The sequence below is a fragment of the Duganella sp. GW822-FHT06D06 genome (assembly GCF_058799615.1).
In genome coordinates, this window is sequence record NZ_JBXALQ010000010.1 from 130,096 (window position 1) to 155,533 (window position 25,438).

Annotated in this window: 28 protein-coding genes; 15 read left to right on the forward strand and 13 right to left on the reverse strand. The window is 63.0% G+C overall.

All coding sequences use genetic code 11. The features are described 5' to 3' along the window. Position 1 precedes the first annotated feature (1 nt). The 3 genes from AC1RMD_RS19255 to AC1RMD_RS19265 form a co-directional block, all read right to left on the reverse strand. On the reverse strand, positions 2 to 442 hold the full coding sequence (locus AC1RMD_RS19255) for a RidA family protein (RefSeq protein ID WP_492928370.1): 441 nt from the start codon (positions 440 to 442) through the stop codon (positions 2 to 4). 24 nt (positions 443 to 466) lie between these two features. After that, positions 467 to 2,536 (reverse strand): response regulator, encoded by a 2,070-nt coding sequence (locus tag AC1RMD_RS19260; RefSeq protein ID WP_492928371.1) that lies wholly within the window; start codon positions 2,534 to 2,536, stop codon positions 467 to 469. A 63-nt stretch (positions 2,537 to 2,599) separates the two neighbouring features. Further along, positions 2,600 to 2,932 carry a hypothetical protein gene (locus AC1RMD_RS19265; RefSeq protein WP_492928373.1) on the reverse strand — a complete coding sequence of 111 codons (333 nt, stop codon included), beginning with the start codon at positions 2,930 to 2,932 and terminating at the stop codon, positions 2,600 to 2,602. Between the two features lie 131 nt (positions 2,933 to 3,063). Between AC1RMD_RS19265 and AC1RMD_RS19270 the strand changes: the two genes are divergently transcribed. The 7 genes from AC1RMD_RS19270 (at position 3,064) to AC1RMD_RS19300 (ending at position 9,370) form a co-directional block, all read left to right on the forward strand. Next, positions 3,064 to 4,005, forward strand: a complete 942-nt coding sequence (locus AC1RMD_RS19270; RefSeq protein ID WP_492928376.1) for a MurR/RpiR family transcriptional regulator — start codon at positions 3,064 to 3,066, stop codon at positions 4,003 to 4,005. Further along, positions 4,002 to 5,204, forward strand: a complete 1,203-nt coding sequence (locus AC1RMD_RS19275) for a cyanophycinase (protein WP_492928379.1) — start codon at positions 4,002 to 4,004, stop codon at positions 5,202 to 5,204. The genes AC1RMD_RS19270 and AC1RMD_RS19275 overlap by 4 nt, the downstream gene beginning before the upstream one ends. 110 nt (positions 5,205 to 5,314) lie before the next feature. Then, positions 5,315 to 7,639 carry a GH92 family glycosyl hydrolase gene (locus tag AC1RMD_RS19280; RefSeq protein ID WP_492928381.1) on the forward strand — a complete coding sequence of 775 codons (2,325 nt, stop codon included), beginning with the start codon at positions 5,315 to 5,317 and terminating at the stop codon, positions 7,637 to 7,639. Positions 7,640 to 7,903: 264 nt separating this feature from the next. Next, positions 7,904 to 8,377 carry a gluconokinase gene (locus AC1RMD_RS19285; protein WP_492928523.1) on the forward strand — a complete coding sequence of 158 codons (474 nt, stop codon included), beginning with the start codon at positions 7,904 to 7,906 and terminating at the stop codon, positions 8,375 to 8,377. 42 nt (positions 8,378 to 8,419) lie between these two features. Further along, on the forward strand, positions 8,420 to 8,674 hold the full coding sequence (locus AC1RMD_RS19290) for an MFS transporter (RefSeq protein ID WP_492928383.1): 255 nt from the start codon (positions 8,420 to 8,422) through the stop codon (positions 8,672 to 8,674). Positions 8,675 to 8,718: 44 nt separating this feature from the next. Then, positions 8,719 to 8,961, forward strand: coding sequence for a hypothetical protein (locus tag AC1RMD_RS19295; RefSeq protein WP_492928385.1), 243 nt, complete (start codon positions 8,719 to 8,721; stop codon positions 8,959 to 8,961). 1 nt (position 8,962) lies between these two features. Beyond that, positions 8,963 to 9,370, forward strand: coding sequence for a porin (locus AC1RMD_RS19300; protein ID WP_492928386.1), 408 nt, complete (start codon positions 8,963 to 8,965; stop codon positions 9,368 to 9,370). 3 nt (positions 9,371 to 9,373) lie between these two features. On the opposite strand, the gene AC1RMD_RS19305 is transcribed toward AC1RMD_RS19300, so the two are convergent. The 6 genes from AC1RMD_RS19305 to ppk2 form a co-directional block, all read right to left on the reverse strand. After that, positions 9,374 to 9,724 (reverse strand): DUF3147 family protein, encoded by a 351-nt coding sequence (locus tag AC1RMD_RS19305; RefSeq protein WP_492928388.1) that lies wholly within the window; start codon positions 9,722 to 9,724, stop codon positions 9,374 to 9,376. Between the two features lie 24 nt (positions 9,725 to 9,748). Next, on the reverse strand, positions 9,749 to 10,117 hold the full coding sequence (locus tag AC1RMD_RS19310) for a hypothetical protein (RefSeq protein ID WP_492928389.1): 369 nt from the start codon (positions 10,115 to 10,117) through the stop codon (positions 9,749 to 9,751). Beyond that, the gene (locus tag AC1RMD_RS19315) at positions 10,110 to 10,481 is read right to left on the reverse strand and encodes a glyoxalase superfamily protein (RefSeq protein ID WP_492928391.1); all 372 of its coding nucleotides are present in this window, start codon (positions 10,479 to 10,481) and stop codon (positions 10,110 to 10,112) included. Before AC1RMD_RS19315 ends, AC1RMD_RS19310 begins: the two co-directional genes overlap by 8 nt. Further along, entirely contained in the window at positions 10,478 to 10,774 is a 297-nt protein-coding gene (locus tag AC1RMD_RS19320) for a VOC family protein (protein ID WP_492928393.1), read from the reverse strand. Before AC1RMD_RS19320 ends, AC1RMD_RS19315 begins: the two co-directional genes overlap by 4 nt. Before the next feature lie 161 nt (positions 10,775 to 10,935). Beyond that, the gene (locus AC1RMD_RS19325; protein WP_492928395.1) at positions 10,936 to 11,307 is read right to left on the reverse strand and encodes a VOC family protein; all 372 of its coding nucleotides are present in this window, start codon (positions 11,305 to 11,307) and stop codon (positions 10,936 to 10,938) included. Positions 11,308 to 11,357: 50 nt separating this feature from the next. Next, positions 11,358 to 12,278, reverse strand: a complete 921-nt coding sequence (gene ppk2, locus AC1RMD_RS19330) for a polyphosphate kinase 2 (protein WP_492928396.1) — start codon at positions 12,276 to 12,278, stop codon at positions 11,358 to 11,360. Positions 12,279 to 12,587: 309 nt separating this feature from the next. On the opposite strand from ppk2, the gene AC1RMD_RS19335 reads away from it, so the two are divergent. Then, positions 12,588 to 12,782: an energy transducer TonB gene (locus AC1RMD_RS19335; RefSeq protein ID WP_492928398.1), complete on the forward strand. Its 195-nt coding sequence runs from the start codon at positions 12,588 to 12,590 to the stop codon at positions 12,780 to 12,782. On the opposite strand, the gene AC1RMD_RS19340 is transcribed toward AC1RMD_RS19335, so the two are convergent. From AC1RMD_RS19340 to AC1RMD_RS19355, 4 genes are all read right to left on the reverse strand, one after another. Beyond that, complete coding sequence (locus AC1RMD_RS19340) at positions 12,779 to 14,158, reverse strand: wax ester/triacylglycerol synthase family O-acyltransferase (RefSeq protein WP_492928402.1); 1,380 nt, start codon at positions 14,156 to 14,158, stop codon at positions 12,779 to 12,781. The genes AC1RMD_RS19335 and AC1RMD_RS19340 overlap by 4 nt on opposite strands. 46 nt (positions 14,159 to 14,204) lie before the next feature. Further along, positions 14,205 to 15,755: an SDR family oxidoreductase gene (locus AC1RMD_RS19345; protein ID WP_492928404.1), complete on the reverse strand. Its 1,551-nt coding sequence runs from the start codon at positions 15,753 to 15,755 to the stop codon at positions 14,205 to 14,207. Positions 15,756 to 15,978: 223 nt separating this feature from the next. Next, complete coding sequence (locus AC1RMD_RS19350; protein WP_492928405.1) at positions 15,979 to 16,968, reverse strand: 2-dehydropantoate 2-reductase; 990 nt, start codon at positions 16,966 to 16,968, stop codon at positions 15,979 to 15,981. A gap of 75 nt (positions 16,969 to 17,043) precedes the next feature. After that, a complete protein-coding gene (locus AC1RMD_RS19355; RefSeq protein ID WP_492928407.1) occupies positions 17,044 to 18,396 on the reverse strand; it encodes an MFS transporter in 1,353 nt (450 codons plus the stop codon). Positions 18,397 to 18,530: 134 nt separating this feature from the next. Between AC1RMD_RS19355 and cyoA the strand changes: the two genes are divergently transcribed. Genes cyoA through AC1RMD_RS19390 form a run of 7 tightly spaced genes read left to right on the forward strand, consistent with a single transcriptional unit; the run spans position 18,531 to position 25,258 of the window. Further along, positions 18,531 to 19,529: a ubiquinol oxidase subunit II gene (gene cyoA, locus AC1RMD_RS19360; RefSeq protein ID WP_492928410.1), complete on the forward strand. Its 999-nt coding sequence runs from the start codon at positions 18,531 to 18,533 to the stop codon at positions 19,527 to 19,529. A gap of 2 nt (positions 19,530 to 19,531) precedes the next feature. Continuing rightward, positions 19,532 to 21,532, forward strand: a complete 2,001-nt coding sequence (gene cyoB / locus AC1RMD_RS19365) for a cytochrome o ubiquinol oxidase subunit I (RefSeq protein ID WP_492928412.1) — start codon at positions 19,532 to 19,534, stop codon at positions 21,530 to 21,532. Further along, the gene (gene cyoC / locus AC1RMD_RS19370) at positions 21,525 to 22,154 is read left to right on the forward strand and encodes a cytochrome o ubiquinol oxidase subunit III (protein ID WP_492928414.1); all 630 of its coding nucleotides are present in this window, start codon (positions 21,525 to 21,527) and stop codon (positions 22,152 to 22,154) included. Before cyoB ends, cyoC begins: the two co-directional genes overlap by 8 nt. Beyond that, entirely contained in the window at positions 22,151 to 22,576 is a 426-nt protein-coding gene (cyoD, locus tag AC1RMD_RS19375; protein ID WP_492928416.1) for a cytochrome o ubiquinol oxidase subunit IV, read from the forward strand. The genes cyoC and cyoD overlap by 4 nt, the downstream gene beginning before the upstream one ends. Further along, positions 22,576 to 23,349: an SURF1 family protein gene (locus tag AC1RMD_RS19380; RefSeq protein WP_492928525.1), complete on the forward strand. Its 774-nt coding sequence runs from the start codon at positions 22,576 to 22,578 to the stop codon at positions 23,347 to 23,349. Before cyoD ends, AC1RMD_RS19380 begins: the two co-directional genes overlap by 1 nt. Next, positions 23,350 to 24,726: an ATP-binding protein gene (locus AC1RMD_RS19385; RefSeq protein ID WP_492928418.1), complete on the forward strand. Its 1,377-nt coding sequence runs from the start codon at positions 23,350 to 23,352 to the stop codon at positions 24,724 to 24,726. Continuing rightward, entirely contained in the window at positions 24,716 to 25,258 is a 543-nt protein-coding gene (locus tag AC1RMD_RS19390; RefSeq protein WP_026334555.1) for a response regulator transcription factor, read from the forward strand. The genes AC1RMD_RS19385 and AC1RMD_RS19390 overlap by 11 nt, the downstream gene beginning before the upstream one ends. Positions 25,259 to 25,438 lie beyond the last annotated feature (180 nt).

The following is a 25,438-nucleotide window of genomic DNA, read 5'->3' on the forward strand; positions in this document are numbered from 1 at the left end:
CTCACCGGCGCGGGGCGTAAGCCATGCATTCCACCTCCACTTCGCCGCCCAGCGCCAGGGCATTGGCGCCAAACGCGCTGCGGGCCGGCAGGCGGTCAGCCTTGAAGTAGGTGACGTAGACCTTGTTGAAATCCGCCCACTTGGCCATGTCGGCGATCATGATGGTGCACTTGACCACGTCGTTCATGCCGAGGTTATAGCCTTTGAGGATGGTGGCGATATTGTCCATCGCCTGGCGGGATTGCGCGTCGAAGCCTTTGACCAAGCCATCCGGGCCGGTGCCCAGCTGGCCGGAGACGAACACGTAATCCCCGGCGCGCACCGCCAGCGAGAACGGGCGTCCCGGTTCGTTGCCCTTGTTGTAGTAGTCGATGGCGGAGGTGGCGCCGGACGCGGTGAGGGCCAGTGTCAAGGCCAGTGTTTGCAGGTGCGTAGGTGTCATAGGCAAGGTTTCCAGGTTCGTGGCTCAATGATCGGTGGGACAGGCGGCGGTGTTCTGCATCACGTGCTGCGTCACTTGCTGCAATAGATCTTTCAGTTCTGCCAGGATGGCGTGGGCGGTCGCCACCTCGCTGACCGCCTCCGCGGGTGCGAGCAGTTCCAGTTCCTCGCACAGGTCGGCCATGCGGAAAGCGCCGACACTGCGCGCCGCCGATTTGATGCGGTGGCCAAGTTCGCGCGCGCGCTGCACATCGCCACGCGCCAGCGCGGCCTCTATTTCGCGCACACCCTCCTGCGAACTGAGCAGGTATTTGAAGGCGAACTTGCGTACCTTCACCGGATCGTTGCCGAGCAGCGTGGCCAGCACCGACAAGTCGATCGCGGGCGGGTCGTCGCCGAGCGGGGCGCTGACGGCAGGCTCCGGCAGCGGCGGTCGTCGCAGCTCTGCCGTCAGCACGCGCGGCGGCAACCAGTTGGCGACGGTCTGGTACATCAGCGCCGGCTGGAACGGTTTCGAAATGAAGTCGTTCATGCCGGCGTCGATGCAGCGCATCCGCGCCTCGGTGGTGGCGGTGGCCGTCATCGCCAACACCGGGATGTGGGTCAGGCGCGGGTCGGTGCGGATGCGGCGGGTCGCTTCCAGTCCGTCCATCAGCGGCATCTGCAAGTCCATCAAAACGCAGTCAAAATCGGACTTGTGCAGCAGTTCCAGCGCGTCGGCGCCGTTGTTGGCGAGGCAAACGACGACACCGGCTTCTTCCAGCATTTCCTGTGCAATCTGTTGATTGAAGATATTGTCCTCGACCAGCAGAACGCGGGCCACTTTCAGTGCCGCCATCACGGCCGACGTGTGGGCGCTGGCCAGCAGCTCGCCGGCGGCGTCGCCGATCTGGTCGATCAGCGCCGGCATGTTCTTGTAGGATACGCCCAGCTGCGCCGTGAACCAGAACGTGCTGCCCACTCCGGGCTGACTGCGGACGCCGACATCGCCGCCCATCAACTGGGCCAGCTCCTTGCAGATCGCCAGGCCGAGGCCGGTGCCGCCGAATTCGCGCGTGGTCGATGTGTCGGCTTGCTGGAACGAGACAAACAATTTGTCCATTTCCGCTTTGGACAAGCCGATGCCCTGGTCGCTCACTTCGAAACGCAGCAGGCAATCGTTGGCGTCGCCGACCATCTTGCGCACGCGGATCTCTATCCTGCCTTGTTCGCTGAACTTGATGGCGTTGTTGGCGTAGTTGATCAGCACTTGTCCCAGCCGCAGCGGATCGCCCACCAGCACCGGCGGCAAGGTGGGGTCGAGGTCGAACACCAGTTCCAGGTTGCGGGTGGCCGCCTTCGGCGCCACCACCGTGGTCACCGTCTGCACCACCTGGTCGAGTGAAAAATCGATGTGCTGGATATCCATCTTGCCGGCCTCGATCTTGGAAATGTCGAGTATGTCGTCGATGATGCCCAGCAGGTGCTCGCCGGCGAAGCGGATTTTTTCCAGGTAGTCGCGCTGGCGCGGGTCCAGGTCGGTCTTCAAGGCCAAATAGGCCATGCCGATGACGCAGTTCAGCGGCGTGCGGATTTCGTGGCTCATATTGGACAAAAACTGTCCTTTGGCCATGCTCGCCGCCTCGGCCAGTTGCTTGGCCTGCTGCAGTTCCTTGTTTTTGGCCTCGAGCTGTTCCTCGTAGTGCTTTTCAGAAGTCACATCGTGATAGATGGTGACGAAGCCACTGACCGCACCGTCTATGCCATAGATGGGGCGACCGATGATATTGAGCACCACGCCATCCACCCGGGCTCGGGTGAAGTTGTGGGGCTGGAACTTCAGGCAGAGTTCGATCCGGGCGGCCACCAGTGCGTCGATATCGTCTGTCCCGTAGTCGCCGCGCAAGGCGATGAAACGGAACACTTCGGCCATGGTCACGCCGGGATGCATCACCTCGACCGGAAACCCCTGCAATTGACAAAATGCCGGATTCCAGAACCTGATAGTCAAGTCGCAATCAACAATGGTGACGCCAACCGGCATGTATTCCAGCGCAGCCGCCAGCCTGGGGAAATTCAACCTGATGAATTCTTCACTCTGAACTGTCGATTCCATAGGTCGATCATCCATGCGCGGGATCAAGAGAAAACTCTAACCGATCCAAATACGGTTGTCAGTTCAATTCTGCGGCTTGTGGTGCTGATCGCCGGCGGCGTTCTCCGCCGCCATGGCGTGCCTGGCCTCCTGCCTGAGCTTGGCGCGGCGCTTCTCCGCTTCTTCGATCTGGGCTATCTGCCGTTCCAGCAGCTGGATGGTGCGTTGAACGTCTTCGATTTCCTTGGCCAGTTTCAGGCGCACCGCCGGATCGGGTTCGTTCATCAGCTGCTTCTGCAGCTGTGCCACCTTTTTGCGCAGCGACTTGATGTGCTTGATGATCATGCCGATGCGATCCTGCGCGCTGGCGCTCAATTCCGTCCGGTGCGCGCTGCCCGATGAGACGCTGGAAACCATGGCTACCCTCCGAGTTAATTTTTTACTATGTTAGTCGAATTTTCTTGTAACTTCCAGTCGGCTGAAAATTGGATTCCATAATCGCTGCAAATGTAAGTATGCTTACGGACTTTTGGATGTGGGAGAGCTGGATGACAAGCAGTAGATCAGCAAGCAAGGCACACTTGTCGTCGGCGTTCGCCCGGTCGCCGTTGGGCCATGTGCTGTCCGGCGTCCTGGCCGAGGGATCGGCGTCGAACCGCAGCATTGCCGATTTCGTCCTGCGCAACCCGATGCGGGTGACGGCCCTGAAGATCGACGAGATGGCCGAAGGCTGCCAGGTGTCCACCGCGACCATCAGCCGCTTTGCGCGCGACATCGGCTTCGCCAACTACGGTGCGATGCGCAGCGCCGTCGCCGAGACGCTGCACTCCGAGATGCAGCCGGTGGACAAGCTGCGCCACACCATCGAGAATCGCAAGGGTTCGGTATGGCCGGGCGACCAGAGCATGGAGTACGCGCTGGCCAATATCGGCGCGACCCGCAACGCCCAGTCGCAGGCGGAGATGGAGCAGGTGGTGGCGAAGCTGAGCGGCGCGCGCACCGTGTATGTGCTGGGGTTCGGGCTGTCGTCCTATCTGGCGGGGTTGCTGTCGCTGCACCTGCAGCCGTTTTGTCCGCATGTGGTGGAAGTGGCGGGGCAGGGCGGCACCGAAGTGGCGGCCGGACACCTGGCGACGGTCGGCCCCAACGACTTGTTGGTGGTGATTTCCTTCCCGCGCTATGCTCTGGATGTGATACGGCTGGCGAAATTTGCGCGCGACCATGGCGCTTGCGTGATCTCGATCACCGACGCCCCGGCTTCGCCGCTGGTCGAAGTGTCCGAGCATGTGCTGTACGCGAATAGCGGCCACGCCGTGCTGCCGAGCAGCGCGACGGCGGCGGTGGCGGTGATCGAAGCCCTGGCGGTGTCGCTGATGGTGTCGAACAAGGACAATGTTGAAAAAGCCGCGCGGCTGACGGAGGCGATATCCGCCTATCTGTACGGCCCCGCAACGAAGAAGCGCAAAGCTGCGAAGGGAAGCAAGACATGAGGCGTTTAGTTGGGTTGTTGTTGGCCGGTTTGTTCTGGTGCGCGCAGGCTGGTGCTGCGGACCTCGCGCCGCAAGGCTCGCTGGTCATCGTCGGCGGTGCGCTGCGGGCCGATAACGCGGTGGTCTGGCAGCGTGTGGTGCAGCTGGCGGGCGGCGCGGGTGCGCGGATTGCGGTGCTGCCGAGCGCCGCGGCCAATCCCGAGCGTTCCGGCGCCAACCTGGCCGGCTATCTGAATCGTTATGGCGCGTCCGCGTTTGTGGTGCCGGTGTCGGCCAACCTGAAGGATCGCGACTATCGCCGCGACGCCGACGATGCCGCCCTGGCTGCGGCGATCCGCGCGGCTGGTGGTGTCTACTTCACCGGCGGCGACCAGGCGCTGATCACGCAGGCGCTGGTGCGCCCGGACGGCAGCCGCACCGCGGTGCTGGAAGCGATCTGGAATGTCTACCGGCGTGGCGGTGTCATCGCCGGCAGCAGCGCCGGCGCGGCGATCATGAGCAGCACCATGTACTACAACGCCAAGACCGTATTCGGCACGCTCGCGCAGGGCGTCAACGACGGCCGCGAACTGGCGCCGGGACTGGGTTTCATCGGCGGCGATGTCTTTGTCGACCAGCACCTGCTGGCGCGCGGGCGCTTTGCCCGCATGCTGCCGGCCATGCTGAAGAAGGGATACAAGCTGGGCCTGGGCATCGACGAGAATACCGCGATGGTGATCAATGCTGCGCGGGAGGTCGAGGTGCTGGGCTATCAGGGCGCGCTGCTGCTCGACCTGTCGCAAGCGAGCACCGACGGCGGCAAGGACTTCAATATCTCGAATGTGCGCATCAGCTATCTGGATCGCGGCGACCGCTATAACCTGCGGACACGCCAGTTCACGCCGTCGGCCGACAAGGCGGAGGGCAAGGTCGATCCGCAACAGCCGGCGTTGAGGGAGCCGGTCTATTCCGCCGATATCCTCGGCCACAACGCCGTGCTGGTGATGATGGAAAAACTGATCGACAACTCGCAGGCCGAGGCGATCGGCATCGCCACCGCCGCGCCGGGCCAGGCGCGCCAGGAGTTGGGCTTCGAGTTCAAGTTCAGCCGCCTGGTGGACAGCGTCGGCTACGCGTCCGCCAGCTCGGAGGGCTATTCGATCCTGAACCTGCGGCTCGATGTGCGGCCCTTGCAAATAACGCGGCCCTGGTACAAATAGGGCGTTTGTTTAGCGGATACGCTAAACAAGTGGCTTGCATGAAGCCATGCGGTTGACCGGTGCGGCGTCCAGGGCTATAAAGTCGGATCGCCCCTACCTCTGGAAGCCGAATGCACGCCATTAAACTGATACCTGCCGGCGCACTCGCGCTGGTGTTGGCCCTTCCTGCCATCGCTGCGGAGCCGTCCAGTCCCGCCGCCGCCGTCGATGTGTTTATCGGCACCGGCGGCGACGGCCATACCTTCCCCGGCGCGGCGCGGCCGTTCGGCATGATCCAGCTGAGTCCCGATACGCAGGTGCGGCCGTTCCGCCAGAGCTATCCCTGGGCCGCCGGCTACCGCTACGAGGACGACAGCATACTGGGCTTCTCGCATACCCACTTCTCCGGCACCGGCCATTCCGACCTGGGCGACCTGCTGCTGATGCCTTACAGCGGCGAGACCAAACTGGAACCGGGCTACCCCGAGCGTCCTTTCAGCGGCTACCGCTCGCGCTTCAAACACCAGGACGAGCATGCGGAGCCGGGCTACTACGCCGTCAAGCTGATGGACAACGAGGTCGATGTCGAGCTGACCGCCAGCGAGCGCGTGGGCCTGCATCGCTACCGCTACGCCAAGGGCGCGGAAGCCAAGGTGATACTTGATCTGCGCAGCAGCATCTACGACTACAAGGCCAAGAACCTGTGGTCTCGGCTGCGGGTGCGCGACAACACCCTGATCACCGGCATGCGCGAAACGCGCGGCTGGGCCGCCGGCCGCCAGCTGTACTTCGCCATCGCGTTCTCGCATCCGCTGAAGTCGCGCGCCCTGCGCAATATGGAGGCGGACGTCGAGTACAAGGGCTTCGCCGGCCCGGGCAGCGGTCCTGGAGACAAGGCCATGGTCGAAGGCAAGGCGCTGGTCGGCGCGCTGGACTTCGGCGTGCCGGCGGACGGACAGCTGGAAGTGAAGGTGGCGATTTCCGCCGTCAGCGAGGAGGGCGCGATCGCCAACCTCGCCGAGATGCCGGGCTGGGACTTCGACGCCGAACGGGCCAAGGCCTCCGCCGCATGGAACGAGGCGCTGGGCGCGGTGGCGATCGAAGCGGCGCCGGACATGCGAAAAATGGTCTACACGGCGCTGTACCACAGCATGCTGGCGCCTGGCCTGTTCATGGACCGCGATGGCCGCTACCGTGGGCCGGACAACGAGGTGCACCAGGCGCAGGGCTTCCGCTATCACTCCACCTTCTCGCTGTGGGACACCTATCGGGCGCTGCATCCCTTGCTGACGCTGATCCAGCCGGAACAACGCAATGTGGACTTCGTGCGCTCGCTGATCGAATCGCAGAAGGCCAGCCCCTACGGCATCCTGCCGGTGTGGCAGTTCCACGGACTTGAGACCTGGTGCATGATCGGCTATCACGCCGTGCCGGTGATCGCCGACGCCTATATGAAGGGCCTGAAGGGCTTCGACGCCGAGGAAGCCTTGAAGGCGATGACCAGCAGCGCGGAATACGGCCCCTACGGCGGTCTTCAGCACTACATGAAGCTGGGCTATGTGCCGATCGACCTGGAACCGGAAGCGGCGTCGAAGACGGTGGAATATGCCTTCGACGACTGGACCATCGCCCGCATGGCGGAGAAGATGGGCAAGAAGGATGTCGCCGCGCGCTACTACAAGCGGGCGCAGAACTACCGCAACTCCTTCGACACCAAGACCGGCTTCCTGCGCGCCAAGAAGTCCGACGGCAGCTTCCGCGAGCCGTTCGATCCGGTGCTGTCCAACTTCGGCAGCGACTACACCGAAGGCAGCGCGTGGCAGTATTCCTGGTATATGCCGCACGATAACGCGGGCCTGATCAAGATGCTGGGCGGCGACGCCGGCTTGCAGAACAAGATAGACATGATGTTCGACGCCAAGGTGGACGAGAAGGTGTACGCCCACATGGAAGACATCTCCGGCCTGATCGGCCACTACGCGCATGGCAACGAGCCTTCGCACCATGTGGCCTACCTGTACAACTACGCCGGCGCGCCATGGAAGACGCAGAAGCGTTTGACGCAGGTGGTGGCGTCGCAGTACAACACGACGCCGGCTGGCCTGTCGGGTAACGACGATCTGGGGCAGATGTCGGCATGGCTGGCCTTTACGGCGCTCGGCTTCTATCCGGTGGCGCCGGGCAGCAACGAGTACGTGATCGGCCGTCCGTTCCTGGACAAGGCCGTGATGAACCTGCCGAACGGGAAGGTCTTCACCATCCGCAGCGTGGGCCTGAGTGCGGAGAATGTGTACGTCGCCGGCGTTACGCTGAACGGCAAGCCGTTGGCGCAAACCTTCCTGCGGCACGATCAGATCACGGCGGGCGGCGAGCTGGTATTCACCATGTCCGCCAAGCCCAATACGGAATGGGGCAAGGGCGGCGCAGCGCGTCCGTACACGCAAACGCCGTACTAAGTCTACCAAGTCCGGTTGGCGGCGCCTCGAGCGCCGCTAAAAAACGCTGCACTGCTAGCGCTAACATAGCTTTCCTGGATTTTCAACTGTGCGGACTGGAAAAGTGCCAGCTTGCCCGCCAGCGTCCAAGCGGAGCCAAACTTGCTGCGCCGCAGCATGAAATCTCCTTTACATCGATCCATGAACCGCTACACTACACGGCATGTTAGCGCTAACAACGAAGAGGCGAGTATGAACAGTAGTGCAGTGAGTCGGTGGGTGGTCATGGGTGTCAGCGGTTGCGGGAAGAGCGAAATCGGTTCGCGCCTGGCTGCTGAACTCGGCCTGCCGTTCCTTGAGGGCGACAGTTTCCATCCGGCGGAAAACGTCGCCAAGATGTCGGCCGGCATTCCGCTCAATGACGATGACCGTGCGGGATGGCTGTTGACGCTGCAAGCAGAAATCAGTGAAGCGAAGCAGCGCGGCGAGGGGCTGGTGTTGTCGTGTTCGTCGCTCAAGCGCCGCTACCGCGATTTGCTGCGTCAAGGCGATCCGGACCTGCGCTTCGCCCACCTGAGCGGCGAACGCGCCGTCATCGAAGGCCGGATGCAAGCCCGCGCCGGCCACTACATGCCGCCCAGCCTGCTCGACAGCCAGTTGCGCGACCTTGAACCATTGCAGGCCGATGAAGCCGGCCTGCGCCTGGACCTGACCTTGCCGCCACGGCAGCTGGTCAGTCTTATTTTGCAGTACCCATAGCCGCAGCAATAGCGGGCAATCCATAACTCATCTGGAGAAACCATGAAAACAACAATGACCACAAAGATTCCAAAACGGCGCTGGGGTATAGGCGCGCTGCTGGGCGTAGGCGTACTGATCAACTACATCGACCGTATCGGCCTGTCCGTGGCCGCGCCGCAGATCAAGGAGCTGTTCAACCTGACGCCGGTCGAGCTGGGCCTGCTGTTCAGCGCCTTCGCCTGGTCCTACTCGCTGCTGCAGATTCCGGTTGGCATGGTGATGGACCGCTTCGGTCCTACCCGCGTCGGCCGTTGAGGCGCTTTCCTGTGGGGCGTGGCCGCGACCATCACGGCCTTTAGTTGAGCAAGGAAGAGCTGCGCTATATCCAGGATGGCGGCGCTGCGCCGGAAGGCCCGTCGGAAGCCGGCGCGCTGAACATGCTGGGCTATCTGCTGACCAAATCCAAGATCTGGGGCCTGACCATCGGCTTCGCCGCCTACGGTTATTCGTTCTACCTGTTCCTGACCTGGCTGCCTGGCTACCTGGTGCAGACCATGCACATGAGTATTCTGAAGTCGGCCGGTTGTTTTCGCCCAGAGTAACGTGACCTTCTACGGGGTGATGGACATGGGTATTTCGCAGGACCGCGGCGGCATCGCCGGCACCTCGACCCGCGCCACCAGCGGCATGGCGACCCAAAGCCGCTGGGGCTTCCGTGGCAGCGAAGACTTGGGCGGCGGTGCGACGGCCTTCTTTGTCATCGAAGGCGGCATCCATGCCGACAACGGCAGCTCCACCCAGAACAACACGCTGTTCGGACGCACCAGCATCGTTGGCCTGGGCAGCAAGTACGGCGCCGTTTCCATCGGCTTGCTCTCGCGCCGCACCGACATCTACACCTCGTATGCGGTGATACGCAACCATAACGGCGGCGGCTACACGGAAGGTAACAGCGAGGAGCCAGGTATCGGCAATCGCCAGCTCACCGCCGGCTTGCGCCACCGCTTCTAAGCATTACAGCAAGTCGATACCGAATCGACGCACCAGCAGCGCAAACAGCCCGAAGCAGACGACCGTGATGACGATGCAGGCCAGCAGGGTCGACCAGAAGCCGATCCGTGGCAGCAGCGCCGGAAACGCCAGGAACATCGGCAGCGTGGGTACCACATACCAGAAGGTGTACCACGCGTGATTGGCGATCTTCTGCTCGGGTTGTTTTTCAAGGTACAGCCAGATCAACGCAAGCAGGGTGACCAGCGGCAGCGCGGCGATCAGGCCGCCGATCCGGTCGCTGCGTTTGGCGATCTCGGAAACGCCCACCACGACGGCGGACGTTAAAAGATACTTGATGATGAGCCAGGCCATTGCCTTGCCTTCCTTTAGGGGTAATTAGAATCGATAGCAATGGGCTTGTTGGCTGTCGCTGCGCAACGATGGCATGACCAGTAGCGTGGATGTCTCCTGCTGGCATTCTATCAAAGCTCTCCTGGATGCTTCGATGCCTGCCTCGATGAAGTCTTTCTTTGCCGCGCCGGCAATTGCAGCGGCGAGCTGCGAGTTGCGAGAGCCTGGGCTGGCATTGTCCCGTATCGCTTCGAAGCCGAATTCGCGCAGGTTCTTGCCCAAGGTGAGCCGTGCCAGTTGGCCGCCTGGCGAACTCAGCACGATCTCGTTCCTTGGTTTTTCTTCCGCACCGGCGGCATGCGCCGTGACAGATGCCAGGCCCCCGATCAATAGCGGCAGCGCCAGCTTAAGCATCGCTGTCTGTGGCAACGACGGTCAGCCGGTTGCCGGATGGGTCGCTGATGGACATCTCGCGGCTGCCCCACGGTTTGTCCTCGACGCCGGGGCGGGCGAATTTGAACTGCTTGGCGATGAGCTCGGCGCGGAAAGCGTCCAGTCCGTTTGTGGCGATGCGGATCGCGCCGCCAGGATTGCAGTCGCCGAAATGTTCGGTCAGGTGCAGCGTGCAGTCGCCCCTGGAGACTTGCATGTACAGCGGGAGACCGGGCTCGAAACGGTGCTCCCAGTCGATCTGGAAGCCGAGGAAGTCGATATAGAACTCGCGCGTTTGTGCTTCGTTGCAGCTCCGCAGGACTGGTGTGACGTGGCTCAGGGTCATAGTGATAGTTCTCTCATGCCTTGTGGCGTGTTGATGTGGGCGACCAGGCGCGGCTGGTCGCCATGCCGGCATTCAACCACATCTGACAGCGCGAGGGAAGTCAGCAAGGCGGAAACCCGCTGCGGATCCGGATGGAAAATCTCCAGCCTGGACAGCGACAGGCCGTGGTCTGTCAAGCCGGAAGCAGGGTGGGGATGGTCGTCCCACTCGATCAATGCGGGCGCTATGCCGTCCAGCGCAATGGAGCCGTCGGCCGGTATGGTGATCAGCCAGTTGCGCTGTCCGCGCGACATCGGCTCCACTATGCTCAGATCTTCGGTGCTGGCGGCGGCCGCTGCGCGGATGCTCGCCGCCGGGCTGCGGCGCTACGCCGAGTGTCTTGAAAACCAAAGCCGCGCCGGCGGCAAGCGTGGGCGCGGTGACGGTGAGGTGATCGACGCTGCTCACACCGATGCTACAGGTGCTGGTCGATCAGGACCGGATTGCCGTCCGGGTCGGTGAGGATGATGCTGGCGGGGCCGGTGGTGCTTTCGTCCGCCTCGCTGTCCAGGCCGATGCCCAGCGCCTTCAGCTGGCGCTGGATCTCACGCACGTCGGTGAAGCCGTCCAGCGCCTTGGCGTTCTGGTCCCAACCCGGATTAAAGGTCAACATATTCTTCTCGAACATGCCCTGGAACAGGCCGATGATATGGTCGCCGTTCTTCAGGATCAGCCAGTTCTGCGCGGCGCTGCCGCCGAACTCCTTGAAGCCCAGCTTTTCATAGAAAGCCCGCGAAGCGGCAAGGTCCTTGACCGCCAGGCTGATGGAAAATGCGCCGAGTTGCATGTCGATCTCCTTATATGGACGATCGGTCAACTCTAGCACACGGGGGGCACTCAGTACACTTCCGGCACGATGATTTCGAGCGGCACCGGGCGGCGCACATAGTCGTCGTGGTATTCGCGTTCCGGCAGCTGGATCGCCGGATGTTCGACTTCCACATAGGGCATCTGTTGCAGCAGATGGTGGATGCAGTTCAGGCGCGCCTTCTTCTTGTCCACGCCTTGCACCACCCACCACGGCGCTTCCGGGATGTGGGTGCGCTCCAGCATGATCTCCTTGGCCTTGGTGTACTCCTCCCAGCGGCGGCGGGACTCCAGATCCATCGGGCTCAGTTTCCACTGCTTGAGCGGATCGTGGATGCGGCCCAGGAAGCGCGCGTTCTGCTCTTCATCCGAAATCGAGAACCAGTACTTGATCAACTGGATGCCGGAACGCGCCAGCATGCGCTCGAATTCCGGCACGGTCTGGAAGAACTCTTCGTACTGGTCGTCGGTGCAGAAGCCCATCACGCGTTCGACGCCGGCGCGGTTGTACCAGCTGCGGTCGAACAGCACGATCTCGCCGGCGGCCGGCAGGTGCGAGGCGTAGCGCTGGAAGTACCACTGCGTGCGTTCGCGGTTGTTCGGCGCCGGCAGCGCGGCCACGCGGCACACGCGCGGATTCAGGCGCTGCACGATGCGCTTGATAACACCGCCTTTGCCGGCGGCGTCGCGGCCTTCAAACAGGATCACCACCTTGTGGCCGGTGTGGACCACCCAGTCCTGCAGCTTGACCAGCTCCGCTTGCAGACGGAATAGCTCGCGGAAGTACTGGCGGCGGGCTTCCTTGGCTACTTCGCTGCGTTCGCTCACCAAGACTTCGCGGGTGACCGGATCGATCTCGCGGTCTTCCAGTTCCATTTCCAGCTCTTCGTCGTAGCTGTCGGTCAGTTCGCGCTGTACGCGCTCCATCAGATCGGTTTCATTCAGTCGCATGGTGCATCCTTGGTTCAGAAAATGTGGGAGAGCAGCCAGAACAGCGAACCCGATAGCAGGATCGCGACCGGCCGCACGACCAAGACCAGGGCGGTGAGGGGGCGCTTTTACTATCGGCGGGACTGATGCGCGCGGGTTGGGCGAACGTGCTCGGGCCATTCAGCTCCAGTGTGAAAGTGGTGAATGTACTTGTTGAATATGACGGAGGTATGACGACAACTCTGGCAATATTGTCAAAAGTAATAATGTGTGAGCCAATGTGAACCACGCTATTGGCAGTCAGCGACGATCGCGAGAAGTGGTACGGGGATGCCTGGCGACCTGGCAATGGATGTGCTGATTGACGAAAATGGGAAGTTCGTCAATGCCACGGTGTTGAAGTCGCCCGATGCGATCACCACACAATTTGCAGCTGCACAGTTCGTTAAAGCGAAGTTCAAACCAGCCATCTGCGGTGGCACCCCCTGTGCGCAGCTTTACCCGCTGCGCATTCGCTTTGACTAGCGAATCGCGATCCCCAACGGCGATCCCGTCATTCCGTCGTGGGCGGCTTCCCGTTGCGTTTCGCCCGGCGCAGCGCGGGTGGCCAGCTCCAGTTCCTCGAAGGCGTCGTAGGTCAGCGTCATCAGGCGGTCCGGGTCGGGCACCAGGTCGGTGTCGACGAACAGGGCCAGCTGGATTTGGCCTGCATACGAGATGAAGGCCAGCCCCACGCCCAGCTTGCCCGCTTGCGGCACCCAGCAGATCAGGTCCGTCATGCGCGAGCCGGCCAGGTAGCGGCGGCTGCCAGGGCCTTCGATATTGGTCAGCACCACCGAGCCCTTGGACGTGAACAGGTTCAGCGCAAAGTGCTGCAAGGCGGTCGGCAGGCAGCCGGCGATCGACAGGAAGGCCATCGTGGCGAGCGGCTGGTGCGAGCGTTTGATGGCGGTCATGCGCTCGCTCGACTGGCGCAGGCGCACACAGGGATCGTCTACGTTGGTGGGTAAATCCACCGCCACCAGACCAAACTCGTTCCCCAGCTGGAAGGCGTTGGCCTTCTCGCGCAGGTTGAAGGTGACGGCGGCGCGCAGCGCGCGGCCGTCGGGACGTTGTCCGCGCTCGCCGAGATACTGGCGCAGCGCGCCGGAGACGGCCGCCACCCACACATCGTTCAAGGTCACGCCCATGCGCTTGGACATGGCGCGCACGCGGTCCATTTCCAGCGGCGGCAGCCACACCAGCTGCTTGGCGCCGGTCATCGGCGCCTTGAACTGGCTCGGCGCGTCGGGCCACAGCACCGACAGCCGCGCGACGTGGAAGGCGATCTTCAGCCACGAAACGCCGCGCACCACCGCCGAGCATACGGCGTTCTGCGCCACGGTGGCGCGGTGAGGATGGCCGACCGGCGAGGGCGTGCGGCCATGCACGCCGTTGTCGTCGGTCAGGTGATTGAGCACGTGCACCAGCCCCAGGCCGTCGGTGATGCAGTGGTGGACGCGGAACACGATGGCGTGCCCGCCGTTGACGCGGTCCAGCACCGTCATGTGCCACATCGGCCGGTCGCGTTCCAGCGGCAGGTGGGCGATGCGGGTCATGTGGCCTTGCAGCTCTTCGCGGCTGACTTCTTGCGACATCTGCTCCAGCTTGATGTGCTGGGCGATATTGAACTGTTCGTCCTCCACCCAGTGCGGACGGCCGCGCCGCTGCACCACCTTCTGCGTGAAGCGAGGATAGTTCGGCAGGCGCAGGCCGATGGTCGAAACCAGCCGCTCCATGTCGACCGCACCCTCGAACAACAGGATGCTGTTGATGACCATCAGGTTCTTGTCGGTGTCCATGCGATGCCATGCATAGTCGCGACGTGTCATTGCCGCCGGTGCTGCGGTTGGTTTGCTCATATGACGCTGTCTCCTCGTGCGGCGCCGGATCTTTGCCGGCGTCCGCTTATATTTTTACCGGTCTGGCTTCAGTTTCCTGCTCTGGAACCGGCGCCGCTGCCGCCGCCGCCTCCAACGATTTGGGTGAGCGCGGCCGCAGCGCATAACGGTTCAAGCCCGTCATGTGGATGCGGCACAGGTAGTCCGGCCAGTCGATGACGGTCGGGTCGACCATGTAGCGCGCCCGGTCTTCGCTGCCGAAGCGCTGCGCCAGCGCCAGCAGCGATTTGTTATGGAACACGTAGCGCGGCGCGGTGTAGAACGAGAACGTCAACGCCAGCAGCTGCGTGGTACGCAGTGCCTCGAGCTTGGGCGATTCGCCCGCGCCCAGCAGGCGGCGCACGCCGCTCCACGCTGTCGCGCCCAGGCTCATGGCCCGCAGCATCAACAGGAAGACCGGACGGCTGACGACGCGGAAGCCGTGTTTCGGCTCGTTGTAGAACAGCCGCTCGTAGTTGCGCCAGTTGCGCTGCGATTCGGTCTGGAATAGTTCGATCACGCGGCCGACCGAGATCGGGTTGGCGGAACCGGTGCACGCCTGGTAGATGCGGGTGGCGCCCGGTTCGGCCAGCGCTTCGGCGGCGGCCAGGATGATGCTGTTGGCGACCAGGTCGGCCGGCACGATGTCGACGATCTCGTTCGGCTTGGCCGGGAAGAAGCTGGTCTTGCCGCGCGCGTAGGCCAGGATGATGGCGTCGGCCACCTTCACGCCTTCCAGCCAGCCGGGCACCGGTTCCTGCAGGGTGCTTTCGATGATGGATGGGCGCACGATGGTCAGCGTCTTGCCGCGCATGGCCTGCATCGCCAGCTGCTCGCCCATCCACTTGGTGAAGGTGTAGGTGTCGTTCCAGCCGTGGTAGTTGGCTTCGGCGATGCCCAGTTCCGTCAGGCGGCGCGTCAGCTGCTCGGCGTCGGTGGTTTCGGCCTTGATGGCGGCGACGCGGTGTTGCAGGTGTTTGAGTAAACCGTATAAATCATAATGGCCGTCGGCGTGGCGCGGGATGGCGGCGCGCGCCGGGGTGACATTCTGCTCCAGCATGGCGCCACGATTGTAGCCGTTGACGTAGCAGGTGGACACCTGCACCAGCGGCGCGTTGCTGGTGCGCGCCAGCTCGGCGACGTTCTGGACGCTGAGGGCGTTGATGGCCAGCGCCTCGTCCAGCGCTTCGCGGAAGTTGACGCTGGCGGCGGCGTTGATCACCAGGTCGACGCGGCGGGCCAGGGCGTTGAACTCGGCCAGCGCCAGGCCGAAGCACGGCTCGGTCACCTCGCCGGTTACGCATTCGATGCGCTCGGCGAAGAACTCGGCCAGGAAGGCCGGCCGTTCGGCGCGCAGGCGGTCGAAGACGGAGGAGCTGGCGATATCGCGCTCGAAGCGGGTGCGGGCGTCGCCGTTGGTCTTGCCGCGCCCGCCGCGTATCACCAGCACGATGCGGCCGATGTCCGGCACGCTGCGGATGAGCTTTTCCAGCACTACCTTGGCGAGAAAACCGGTGCTGCCGGTAATCAGTACGCGCTTACCCGACAGTGCTGGGTGTACGTTCAATGCTGGTTTCATAGGGGTTCTCAGAAACGGTGTCATTACTGCAATGAGCCGATCTTAGAGCGAAACCGGGGAGTGACTGGCGATTATGCAGTGGCTTTGGAAGCCAAACGCATGGCTGCGCGAGTCATGCGGAGTGATCGCGAGGGAAACGGATATGGTCCCATTTGCAATATTGAGGCATTTGCGCAACGCTCCCGTCGCCGCGCGGCTGGCGGCGATGGGCGGGAGGCTGTCTTTAGTGCTGGGCTTCGGGATACAGGCCGTGCACGCGGCCGAACAGCCGGCTAAGTCCCAGCAGGGCGTCGATGTGCGGGGTGGCCAGCTGCAAACGCTGGCCGATCTCGCGCACGGCGGCCACCAGCGCGTCCAGCTCCAGCATGCGGCCGGCTTCGGCGTCTTGCAGCATGGAGCTTTTGAAGGCGCCCAGCTTGCGCGTGACCAGGTGGCGCTGCTCGGGTGTTTCGGTGATGCGGCAGTTGATGCGCGCACCGATGATGGCTGCCTCGCGCATGGCGGCGCGGCAGAATTCGGCCACCAGCTGGTCGTCCAGGATGCGGTCCGCCGTCGCGCCGGTGATGGCCGATACCGGATTCAGGGTCATATTTCCCCATAATTTATACCAGATGTCGTAGCGGATATCGGCCGACACCTTGACGTCGAAGCCGCCCAGGCGCAGCAGGGCGCCCAGCTTCTGTGCCCGTTCGGAGTCGCCGCCGGCGGGTTCGCCGATGATCAGGCCATTGCCCATTTTGTGGCTGACCAGTCCTGGCGATGGCGTGGAGGTGCTGGCGTGCACCACGCAGCCCAGTACCTGACGGTAGGGCAGCGCCGCCGCGATCAGGCCGCCTGGGTCGACGCTGGCCAGCGGCTCGTCGCCGATGGCGGCCACGCCCTGTCCAAACCACCAGGGCACGCCGTTCATGGCGGGGAGGATGAGGGTTTCAGGTCCGATCAGCGGCGCGATCTGCTGCGCCACGGCGGCCAGCGCCTGGCCCTTGACGGCGATGATCACCACGTCCTGCGGTCCGAGTTCCGCCGCGCTGTCGCTGGCGCGGGCGGCTGCCTGGATCAGCGTGTCGCCCTGTTGCAGGCGCCAGCCGTGTTGGCGCAGCGCGGCCAGGGTGTCGCCGCGCGCGTAAGCGCTCAGATCACAGGCGTGGGCCGCAGCCAGGCGGGCGCCGATAAAGCCGCCGATGGCGCCGGCGCCTACTATGCATACCTTCATTCGATACTCCGGGTGGGGTAAAAAACGAAAGCTTAGCAGAAGTATATGTCTGGCGTGCGGCGCCCTGGCTACTAATTAGTTGCGGATATCGAGTGCGCGGTTCAGGCTCAGCGCCGCCAGCGAGCAGACCGCGCCCGACAGCAGGTACAAGCCCACATACGCCAGCCCGAACTGCGACGACACGCCCAGCGCCACCAGCGGTGCGAAGCCCGCGCCGACCAGCCATGCCAGGTCGGACGTGAAAGCGGCGCCGGTGTAGCGGTATTGCGCCGGGAAGTTGGCCGTCACCGCGCCGGCTGCCTGGCCGTACGACAGGCCCAGCAGGGCGAAGCCCAGCATGATGAAGGCATCCTGCGCCGCTTCGCCGCCGTTGAGCAGCATCGGCACGAAGCCGCTGAACACCGCGATCAATATGGCCAGCGAGCCCAGCGTGCGGCGGCGGCCGATGCGGTCGGCGATCAAGCCGGACGCCACCACGCCGACGGCCATCAACACCACGCCCACCATCTGCGTGCCGAGGAAGCCGGTCACCGAACGCGGCGAGTAAATCGTGATCCAGGACAGCGGGAACACCGTCACCAGGTGGAACAGCGCATAGCTGGCCAGGGCGGCGAGGGCGCCGATGATCAGGTTGCGGCCCTGCGAGCTGGCCATTTCGATCACGCTGGTCGGTTGCAGTTCGCGCTCTTCCAGCAGCTTGGCGTACTCGCTGGTGGAGGTCAGGCGCAGGCGGGCGAACAGCGCCACCACGTTGATGGCGAAGGCTACATAGAACGGATAGCGCCAGCCCCAGTCCATGAAGTCGAGGTCGTTCAGGTTGCCGATCAGGTACCAGAACAGGCCGGCGGCGATGAAGAAGCCGGTCGGCGCACCCAGTTGGCCCAGCATCGCGTACCAGCCGCGCTTGTTCTCAGGCGCATTGAGCGCCAGCAGCGACGGCAAGCCGTCCCATGAGCCGCCCAGAGCCAGGCCCTGGCCGATGCGCAACACCGACAGGATGATGATGGAGTAGAAGCCGTTGTCGGCGTAGGATGGCAGGAAAGCAATGCCGGCGGTGGTGGAGCCCAGCAGCAGCAGCGCCCCGGTCAGCTTGGCCTCACGCCCGTAGCGGCGCTGAACGGCCATTGAAATCACGGTGCCGATAGGCCTTGCAATAAAGGCAAATGAGAAGATGGTGAACGCGTACAAAGTGCCTTCCAGGCGCCCGTCGAACGGGAACAGCAGCGAAGGGAACACGAGTACGGAGGCAATCGCGTAGACAAAGAAATCGAAATACTCGGAAGCGCGGCCGATAACCACGCCGACCGCTATTTCGCCGGGTGAGATGTGATCGTCGTCCCGTGCATTGATGTTACGTGCATCATTACCGGCCTGAGATGGTTCTTGGGCGCCAACATGCACGCCGTTTGGTGTTGTCGTAGTGGCCATAATCTCTGTCTCTTTTACGTTGATATTTTTATCACGTATATGTCCCGGCTCCTAGGACAAAGTGTCCAATGGCAAGAACATTCCGTGATTGGTACAGTAACACATCATCCACATACTGTAACGTAGATTACCTCATGATTCCTCCTCTCGCGCGTCGTGGACTGTTCCTCGCACCGCTGTTGTGGCTAGCAGGCTGCAACACGGTCGTGTTGAACCCGTCCGGTGATATCGCAGCCCAGCAGGCACACCTTGTCGTTGTGTCAACACTGCTGATGCTGTTGATTATCGTACCCGTCATGTTTTTGATTTGCCTGTTCGCCTGGCGCTACAGGAAGTCGAACACTTCCGCTGAATACAAACCGAACTGGGACCACTCGACCAAGCTCGAACTGCTGATCTGGGGCGCGCCGCTGCTGATCGTCATCGTGCTGGGCCTGATCACCTGGATCTACACCCACTTGCTGGACCCATACCGTCCACTGAGCCGCATCGACGAAAACCGTCCGGTGGCCATCGGCGTCAAGCCGCTGGTGGTGCAGGTCGTGGCGATGGACTGGAAGTGGATGTTCATCTACCCGGAACAAGGCATCGCCACCGTCAACGAACTGGTGACCCCGATCGACGTGCCGGTACGCTTCCACATGACGGCCTCGTCCGTGATGAACGCGTTCTACATTCCTGCGCTGGCCGGCATGGTCTACACCATGCCCAGCATGGAGACCCAGCTGAACGCGGTGATGAACAAGGTCGGCGTGTACGACGGCTTCTCGTCGAACTACAGCGGCGCCGGTTTCTCGGACATGAAGTTCAAGTACCACGGCGTCAGCCAGGGCGACTTCGACGCCTGGGTTGCCAAGACCCGCGCCGGCGGCGGCACGCTGACCCGCGCCGGTTACCTGGACCTGGACAAGCCGAGCATCAAGCATCCGATCATGCGTTTCGGCAGCGTCGACAAAGGCCTGTACGACCTGGTGCTGAACCGTTGCGTGGCCGAAGGCTCGACCTGCATGAACGCGCAGATGGAGCAGGACGCCATGCGCATGCAGGCCGCCGCCGCCGCGAAAGAATTGCCGAAAGATGTGTGCGAGCCTAAAGTCGCCACCGCCACGGCCCAACCACTCCGTAAAGAATGACCATGTCTGATCTCAACCTGACCAAACTGATCTTTGGGCGGCTGTCGCTGGAAGCAATTCCGTACCACGAGCCCATCCTGATCGCCACCTTCGCCATGGTGGCGCTCGGTGGCCTGGCCTTCCTGGCCGTGATGTTCAAATTCCGCCTGTGGGGCCCGTTGTGGCGCGACTGGATCACCTCCATCGACCACAAGAAAATCGGCATCATGTACATGGTGCTGGCGATTTTCATGCTGCTGCGCGGCTTCGCCGACGCGCTGATGATGCGCGCGCAACAAGCGATCGCCTTCGGCGACAACGTCGGCGCGCTGCCGCCGCACCACTACGACCAGATCTTCACGGCCCACGGCACGATCATGATCTTCTTCGTGGCGATGCCGCTGGTCACCGGCCTGATGAACTACGTGGTGCCGCTGCAGATCGGCGCGCGCGACGTTTCGTTCCCGTTCCTGAACAACTTCTCGTTCTGGATGACCACCTTCGGCGCCATGCTGACCATGGTCTCGCTGTTCGTCGGCGAATTCGCGCGTACCGGCTGGCTGGCCTTCCCGCCGCTGTCGGGCATCGCCGCCTCGCCTGACGTCGGGGTCGACTACTACATCTGGTCGCTGCAGGTGGCCGGGGTAGGGACCACGCTGTCGGGCGTCAACCTGATCGCCACCATCGTCAAGATGCGCGCGCCAGGCATGACCATGATGAAAATGCCGGTCTTCACCTGGACCGCGCTGTGCACCAACGCCCTGATCGTCGCCACCTTCCCGATCCTGGCCGTCACCCTGGCGATGCTGTCGCTGGACCGCATGGTCGGCACCAACTTCTTCACCAACGACCTCGGCGGCAACCCGATGTTGTACGTCAACCTGATCTGGATCTGGGGCCACCCTGAGGTCTACATCCTGGTGCTGCCGGTGTTCGGCGTGTTCTCGGAAATCGTCTCGACCTTCAGCGCCAAGAAGCTGTTCGGCTACACCTCGATGGTGTATGCCACCGTCGTGATCACCGTGCTGTCCTACCTGGTTTGGCTGCACCACTTCTTCACGATGGGCTCGGGCGCGTCGGTGAACTCGTTCTTCGGCATCACGACCATGATCATCTCGATCCCGACCGGCGCCAAGATCTTCAACTGGCTGTTCACCATGTACAAGGGCCGCGTGCGCTTCGACGTCCCTATGCTGTGGACCATCGGCTTCATGCTGACCTTCACCATCGGCGGCATGACCGGCGTGATGCTGGCGGTTCCACCGGCCGACTTCGTGCTGCACAACTCGCTGTTCCTGATCGCCCACTTCCACAACGTCATCATCGGCGGCGTGGTGTTCGGCTGCTTCGCCGGCTTGAACTACTGGTTCCCGAAAGCGTTCGGCTTCAAGCTCGACGAGTTCTGGGGCAAGGTATCGTTCTGGTGCTGGCTGGTGGGCTTCTGGGTTGCCTTCACGCCGCTGTACGTGATGGGCTTCATGGGCGTTACCCGCCGCATGAACCACTTCGAAGATCCGTCGCTGCAAAAATGGTTCGTGATCGCCGCCATCGGCGCGCTGATCATCGCCGCCGGTATCGGCGCGATGCTGGTGCAGTTCTATGTCAGCTGGAAAAACCGCGACGCCCTGCGCGACGTGACCGGCGACCCATGGGGCGGCCGTACGCTGGAGTGGGCCACCTCGTCGCCACCGCCGGACTACAACTTCGCCTTCACGCCAGTGGTGCATGAGAGCGACAGCTGGGCCGACATGAAGGCCAACAACTACCAGCGTCCGACCAAGGGCTTCGTCGCCATCCACATGCCGAAGAACACCGCCGCCGGCTTCATCATCTCGGCGCTGACGTTCGCGCTGGGCTTCTGCATGGTCTGGCAGATGTGGATCCCGGCCGCCCTGTCGTTCGTCGCCATGATGGTCGCGATCATCAAGCATACCTTTAACTACAAGCGCGACTACTACATCCCTGCGGAAGAAGTCATCCGCACCGAAGAAGCGCATACCCGTTTGCTGGAAAGCCATGTCTGAAACTATCGCTAACGGCGCCGTGAGCGCCGACCCAAGCGCACGCTACTACGTGCGCGACCACCACCCGGAGAACGGCACGCTGCTGGGCTTCTGGCTCTACCTGATGAGCGACTGCCTGCTGTTCGCCGGCCTGTTCGCGGCTTACGCCGTGCTGGGCCGCAACTACGCGGGCGGCCCGACCGGCGCCGAGCTGTTCGACCTGCCGACCGTGGCGATCAACACCGGCTTCCTGCTGATGTCTTCGATCACCTACGGTTTCGCGATGATCGCGTCGCAGCGCAAGAACCTGAAGGCCACCATCGTCTGGCTGGCCATCACCGGCCTGTTCGGCCTGGCCTTCCTGTACCTGGAACTGGATGAATTCGTTCACCTGATCCACGAAGGCGCCGGTCCGCAGCGCAGCGCGTTCCTGACCTCGTTCTTCGCGCTGGTCGGCACCCACGGCCTGCACGTGAGCTTCGGTTCGATCTGGCTGATCACGCTGATCTTCCAGCTGGCCAAGCACGGCCTGACGCCGGAAAACAACCGTCGCCTGATGTGCCTGTCGATGTTCTGGCACTTCCTGGACGTGATCTGGATCGGCGTATTTACCTTTGTCTACCTGATGGGAGTTCTGCCATGAGCGCACATAACCACGACCACCACGGTCATGATAGCCACGACAGCCACGGCCACGGCCACGGTCACGGTCACGACGACGGCGCGCCGCACGGCAGCCTGAAGGACTACGCGATCGGCTTCATCCTGTCGGTGATCCTGACCGCGATCCCGTTCTGGCTGGTGATGAACAAGGCCTTCGACAAGTCCAGCACCACCGCCGCGGTGATCCTGGCCTTCGCCGCCGTGCAAGTGATCGTCCACATGGTGTACTTCCTGCACATGAACGGCAAGATCGAAGGCGGCTGGTCGCTGCTGGCGACCATGTTCACGCTGGTGTTGCTGGTCATCGTACTGGCCGGTTCGATCTGGGTCATGTACCACATGAACGTCAACATGATGCCGTCCATGGGTACGGACGTGCACAACATGCGCGACATGCAATGATGGAAGGGGCATCGCGCCCACGTTCCCGCGCCCTGCGCATCAGCCTGGCCATTGCGGCCGGGTTGATGTTTGCAGGGTTTTTTGCTTTAGGGACGTGGCAAATAATGCGCCTGCAATGGAAGCTGGCCTTGATCGAACGCGTCGAGCAGCGCGTGCACGCGGCGCCGGTGGACGCGCCCGGCGTGGCGCTATGGCCGCAGCTGAATGCCGAGGCGGACGACTATCGCCGTGTGCGCCTCAGCGGCCACTACCTGAAGGGTTCCGACACGCAGGTGCTGGCCTCGCTGGACCGTGGCATCGGCTACTGGGTGCTGTCGCCGCTGTGCACGGCCGATGGCGCCATCGTCATGGTCAATCGCGGTTTCATCCGCGCCGGATCCGGCGGCTGGGCGCCACAGGCCGCGCCGCCGGCCGCCGGGGCCGATGCCTGCGCCGCCGGCGGCGAGACGGTCGCGGTCAGCGGCCTGTTGCGCCTGGGCGAAGTCGCCGGCCGGCTGCGCCAGAACGAACCGGCCCGCAACTACTGGTACACCCGCGACGTGCAAGCCATCGCCCGTGCGCGCGGACTGCCGGCCGTGGCGCCGTATTTCGTCGATGCCGACGCCGGTTCCGGCTCGCCGGCAGAGGGCGAGCCGCTTGGCGGCCTGACCGTGGTTTCCTTCGTCAACAACCATTTGGTTTATGCTGTCACCTGGTACGCGCTGGCGCTGATGATAGTCGGTGGCGCCGTATGGGTCGTCCGCGACGGGCGCAAATCACAGACTAAAGCATAAATGGCAAGGAAAAACGACAATCCGTACGACCGGGGCCGGCCCAATGCGCCGGTGATCGAGCCGCTGGCGGCGGTGAACGCTTCGGCCAACACCATCACCCACGCGGCCGGCCACAAGAACATGCAGCAGCTGATCCAGCTGCGCTGGATCGCGGTGGTGGGCCAGATCACCACCATCTTCGCCACCACCATGGTGTTCGACGTGCGCCTGCCGCTGCCGGCCATGCTGAACGTGCTGGCCTGCCTGATCGCCTTCAACATCGCCAGCACCCTGCGCTGGCAGGAAAACCAGGTGGTGTCCAACAGCGAGCTGCTGCTGGCGCTGACGGTGGACATCGCCAGCCTGACGGCGCAGCTGTACCTGAGCGGCGGCGCCACCAATCCCTTTGTGTTCCTGTACCTGCTGCATGTGATCCTCGGCGCGGTGCTGCTGGAGGCATGGTCGACCTGGACCATCGTCGTCGTCACCGGCACCTGCATCGGCGGGCTGGCCTTGTTCTCCGAACCGTTGGCCCTGCCATTGGACCACGGACGTGGCATCTCCAGCCTGTATGTGCAGGGCATGCTGATCTGCTTCGTACTGGACGCGGCGCTGCTGGTCATCTTCATCACGCGCATCATGCGCAACGTGCGCGTGACGGCCTCCAAGCTGGCCGACCTGCGCCAGCGCGCGGCGGAGGAAGACCATATCATTCGCATGGGCCTGCTGGCGTCGGGCGCGGCGCACGAGCTGGGCACGCCGCTGGCGACGCTGGCGGTGATCCTCGGCGACTGGAAGCACATGCCCGAGTTCAAGGCCAACGCCGTGCTGCTGGAGGAGATCGTCGAGATGCAGACACAGCTCAAGCGTTGCAAATCCATCGTCAGCGGAATTTTGCTGTCGGCCGGCGAGACGCGCGGCGAATCGTCGGCGGCCACCACCATCAACACCTTTCTGGCGGAACTGGTGGCGGAATGGCGGGTCGGGCGGCCGGTGGTGGCGTTCGAGTTTGACAACCGCATCGTGCCGGATCATCCGGTGGTGTCCGACTCGACCTTGAAACAGATGATTTGCAATGTGCTCGACAATGCGCTGGAGGCGTCGCCGCAATGGCTGCGCATGGAGGCCAGCGTCGAAGAAGACCAATTGGTGCTGAAGGTGATGGACGCGGGGCCGGGCTTCGCGCCGGAGATACTGGCGCAGTTGGGCAAGCCCTACAACTCCAGCAAGGGTCGGCCGGGCGGAGGCCTGGGCCTGTTCCTGGTGGTGAACGTTGCGCGCACCTTGGGCGGCGCGGTGACGGCGTCGAACTGGCCGCAGGGCGGGGCGCTGGTGCGCCTGACGCTGCCGCTGTCGGAAATTGAAATCAAACCGGAAAGTAATCAATATGACTACTGAAGAAGAACGCGTGTTGTTGCTGGTCGAGGATGACGCCGCCTTCGCCCGTACCTTGAGCCGCTCGTTTGAACGGCGCGGCTACAAGGTGCTGCTGGCCGAGAACGTGGACGAAGCCAGCGCGCTGCTGGTCGACCACGCGCCCGGCTACGCGGTGGTGGATCTGAAACTGAAGGGCAATTCGTCGGGCCTGGCCTGCGTGCAGATGCTGCACCAGCACGATGCGGAAATGCTGATCGTGGTACTGACCGGTTTCGCCAGCATCAACACGGCGGTGGAAGCGATCAAGTTGGGCGCCTGCCAATACCTGGCCAAGCCGTCCAACACCGACGACATCGAAGCGGCCTTCGAGCACGTGGCCGGCGCGGCCGAGCTGGAACTGACCAACCGCGCCACCTCGGTCAAGACGCTGGAGTGGGAGCACATCCACACGGTGCTGGCCGAGACCGACTTCAACATCTCGGAAGCGGCGCGGCGCCTGGGCATGCACCGCCGCACCCTGGCGCGCAAGCTGGAGAAGCAGCGCGTCAAATAACACGGGGGTCAAGTCTGACATTCGGACACGAGCTCTGCCGTAGTACCGCTTACGGCAGAGCTCGTGTCCGAATGTCAGACTTGACCCCAACTTGTTAGATTTGCACTGTTTATGATATTCTATTTTTAGGATGTCATTTCGTCACCATAAACAGGAGCATATTTTGAAGACAGCGTTTTC

Coding starts and splice junctions, on each gene's coding strand:
- AC1RMD_RS19255 (WP_492928370.1), bottom strand. CDS start 442: ATGACACCTACGCACCTGCAAACACTGGCCTTGACACTGGCCCTCACC.
- AC1RMD_RS19260 (WP_492928371.1), bottom strand. CDS start 2,536: ATGGAATCGACAGTTCAGAGTGAAGAATTCATCAGGTTGAATTTCCCC.
- AC1RMD_RS19265 (WP_492928373.1), bottom strand. CDS start 2,932: ATGGTTTCCAGCGTCTCATCGGGCAGCGCGCACCGGACGGAATTGAGC.
- AC1RMD_RS19270 (WP_492928376.1), top strand. CDS start 3,064: ATGACAAGCAGTAGATCAGCAAGCAAGGCACACTTGTCGTCGGCGTTC.
- AC1RMD_RS19275 (WP_492928379.1), top strand. CDS start 4,002: ATGAGGCGTTTAGTTGGGTTGTTGTTGGCCGGTTTGTTCTGGTGCGCG.
- AC1RMD_RS19280 (WP_492928381.1), top strand. CDS start 5,315: ATGCACGCCATTAAACTGATACCTGCCGGCGCACTCGCGCTGGTGTTG.
- AC1RMD_RS19285 (WP_492928523.1), top strand. CDS start 7,904: ATGGGTGTCAGCGGTTGCGGGAAGAGCGAAATCGGTTCGCGCCTGGCT.
- AC1RMD_RS19290 (WP_492928383.1), top strand. CDS start 8,420: ATGAAAACAACAATGACCACAAAGATTCCAAAACGGCGCTGGGGTATA.
- AC1RMD_RS19305 (WP_492928388.1), bottom strand. CDS start 9,724: ATGGCCTGGCTCATCATCAAGTATCTTTTAACGTCCGCCGTCGTGGTG.
- AC1RMD_RS19310 (WP_492928389.1), bottom strand. CDS start 10,117: ATGCTTAAGCTGGCGCTGCCGCTATTGATCGGGGGCCTGGCATCTGTC.
- AC1RMD_RS19315 (WP_492928391.1), bottom strand. CDS start 10,481: ATGACCCTGAGCCACGTCACACCAGTCCTGCGGAGCTGCAACGAAGCA.
- AC1RMD_RS19320 (WP_492928393.1), bottom strand. CDS start 10,774: ATGTCGCGCGGACAGCGCAACTGGCTGATCACCATACCGGCCGACGGC.
- AC1RMD_RS19325 (WP_492928395.1), bottom strand. CDS start 11,307: ATGCAACTCGGCGCATTTTCCATCAGCCTGGCGGTCAAGGACCTTGCC.
- ppk2 (WP_492928396.1), bottom strand. CDS start 12,278: ATGCGACTGAATGAAACCGATCTGATGGAGCGCGTACAGCGCGAACTG.
- AC1RMD_RS19335 (WP_492928398.1), top strand. CDS start 12,588: ATGCCTGGCGACCTGGCAATGGATGTGCTGATTGACGAAAATGGGAAG.
- AC1RMD_RS19340 (WP_492928402.1), bottom strand. CDS start 14,158: ATGAGCAAACCAACCGCAGCACCGGCGGCAATGACACGTCGCGACTAT.
- AC1RMD_RS19345 (WP_492928404.1), bottom strand. CDS start 15,755: ATGAAACCAGCATTGAACGTACACCCAGCACTGTCGGGTAAGCGCGTA.
- AC1RMD_RS19350 (WP_492928405.1), bottom strand. CDS start 16,968: ATGAAGGTATGCATAGTAGGCGCCGGCGCCATCGGCGGCTTTATCGGC.
- AC1RMD_RS19355 (WP_492928407.1), bottom strand. CDS start 18,396: ATGGCCACTACGACAACACCAAACGGCGTGCATGTTGGCGCCCAAGAA.
- cyoA (WP_492928410.1), top strand. CDS start 18,531: ATGATTCCTCCTCTCGCGCGTCGTGGACTGTTCCTCGCACCGCTGTTG.
- cyoB (WP_492928412.1), top strand. CDS start 19,532: ATGTCTGATCTCAACCTGACCAAACTGATCTTTGGGCGGCTGTCGCTG.
- cyoC (WP_492928414.1), top strand. CDS start 21,525: ATGTCTGAAACTATCGCTAACGGCGCCGTGAGCGCCGACCCAAGCGCA.
- cyoD (WP_492928416.1), top strand. CDS start 22,151: ATGAGCGCACATAACCACGACCACCACGGTCATGATAGCCACGACAGC.
- AC1RMD_RS19380 (WP_492928525.1), top strand. CDS start 22,576: ATGGAAGGGGCATCGCGCCCACGTTCCCGCGCCCTGCGCATCAGCCTG.
- AC1RMD_RS19385 (WP_492928418.1), top strand. CDS start 23,350: ATGGCAAGGAAAAACGACAATCCGTACGACCGGGGCCGGCCCAATGCG.
- AC1RMD_RS19390 (WP_026334555.1), top strand. CDS start 24,716: ATGACTACTGAAGAAGAACGCGTGTTGTTGCTGGTCGAGGATGACGCC.